Source organism: Geomonas sp. (assembly GCF_056994735.1).
This window is the reverse complement of record NZ_JBXKJL010000356.1, coordinates 1-1,428: the sequence shown is the minus strand read 5'-3', so window position 1 is coordinate 1,428 and position 1,428 is coordinate 1. Positions and strand designations below refer to the sequence as shown.

At 36.8% G+C, this 1,428-nt stretch carries 1 protein-coding gene; it reads right to left on the bottom strand.

Annotated features, from left to right (window positions below; genetic code table 11):
• Positions 1-3: 3 nt before the first annotated feature.
• Complete coding sequence (locus AC11W3_RS15440; RefSeq protein WP_484093303.1) at positions 4-1,254, bottom strand: transposase; 1,251 nt, start codon at positions 1,252-1,254, stop codon at positions 4-6.
• Positions 1,255-1,428 lie beyond the last annotated feature (174 nt).

Below are 1,428 nucleotides of genomic sequence, written 5' to 3'. Positions count from 1 at the left end.
TTTTTAGCCAAATCCAAGACATAATTGATTTTTATCAATTTCGATGCATTTTATGAGCTTACCAGGGTATCTGGAGAAGATATTGCTGAGTCCGTCGCCAAGGGCATAATATTTAAAATCAGGTATTCCAAAAACTCTTTTAGCATATTTTAAGACGTGACCTGCCATCACAGTCAGTTTTTGTGATTGATCTAGTATCACAGAAACAAAATAGAATACAGCTAATAACACTGCCATCATATTCTGCAAGCGAACATATTTTAAGACTCTGATGTTTTCAAGATCATAGGTTTGTTTAATAAATCGTATCGTTTCCTCTATACTCCATCGTTTCATGTAGGCTGAGATAACAAACCATAGATCTTTGGGGGAATTTATACGGATGGATGTTAACAGTATCATAGGTTGCCCACTTAATCCTTTCACTACTACCATGGTGAGTTGATTTTTGAGCCCTGGCAGATAGACTGGCATAGAGCCATATCTGATGTGGAATCGGACCTCTTTCCCTTCCATCAATCGTACAAACGTATTTTCATAAAGAAGCCGGCATGCATATGCTAACCATAGAGATCTTGAAGCTTTGCCCTCGTATTCCAGATCCCGTAAGCCCACCAGTCTAACAATAAAGTTCCTTTTATTTTTAAGGAGAGACCAATATAAATCATCTCTGTCACCACCACGATCAATGACCCAAATGCCCCTGTTCCCTACCGCTTTCCCTACCTGATTAAATGCTTTTATGATCTCTACATTCTCACTTTCAAAATCAGTGGATTTCTGTGAATAGAGAGAATAATACAACGGTGTTATTTCATCTCTGCCGACCTCTGAAGCAATGACCTGTTTGGTCCAATATCCATTTACAATCTCTCCAGCAGCACTTCCATCTCTAACTCTAGCCAGATATTCCATCTTTTCTGCATATGGTTTTTTAAGATCACTTAAATCAAGTATCAATAACGTTCTATCTTTTACCCTCTCACTTGCAAGAGATAATATACTCTGTTGCAGACAACTCCATATCTTAGGCTTTATTAATTGTCTGCTAAATCTCTCTTCAGTCTTCTTCAATGATACCTCACTTTGCAATTGTCTGCCTATTTCAGTAAGCATAACAGACTCCGATGCTATGATACCATAAATAGCTTCCTGAATAAATCTTCTAGCTGTTTTATCGAGTCCTTTTGAAAGTATCCCCGAAAATTTCGTTATTTTGTATCGTAACTTATTAGCTAAATGGCTAAAGTTCATCTTGTATCCTCCTGTTTTTGTGTGTCGTAATACAAATTTATACAGGAGGATACTTTTATTCAATAGTCAAATAAAGTATCCCCAATTTTTATTTATTCACTTAATAAAATCACCTTGGCTTCATTTAATGAGAACCGCAGCATTTGGGGACTTGATTATTGGGGTATGTCCAAT